The organism is Shigella sp. FC1967 (genome assembly GCF_001743005.1).
Taxonomy (GTDB): Bacteria; Pseudomonadota; Gammaproteobacteria; order Enterobacterales; family Enterobacteriaceae; genus Proteus.
Genome location: NZ_MIIZ01000290.1, coordinates 1 through 247, shown reverse-complemented (window position 1 = coordinate 247; position 247 = coordinate 1). Strand labels below are relative to the sequence as shown.

Sequence of the window (247 nt, the reverse complement as noted above, 5' to 3'; positions counted from 1 at the left end):
TACTTTTGTTGCTCTTAACATCATCAGCGCTCATTGATATAATGTTTTTATTTTAACATGTTAGGGCAATATATCAATTGAGTAATCATAATGATTTACTGGCGGAACCCCTCAGAAAGCGGCACCGTGTCAGTAAACTGGTCGTGCCTCTGATCTTTACGACAAAGTATCGACGTAAGCTATTTGACGGACTGATGCTCGCTCAACTGCGTGATGCATTTGACTCCGCTGCGGCAAAACTTGAATG

At 41.7% G+C, this 247-nt stretch carries 1 pseudogene; it reads left to right on the top strand.

Annotated elements, in window-relative coordinates:
- Positions 1–77 precede the first annotated feature (77 nt).
- Positions 78–247 (top strand): annotated as a pseudogene (locus BHE89_RS02640) (IS200/IS605 family transposase); the annotation flags it as partial.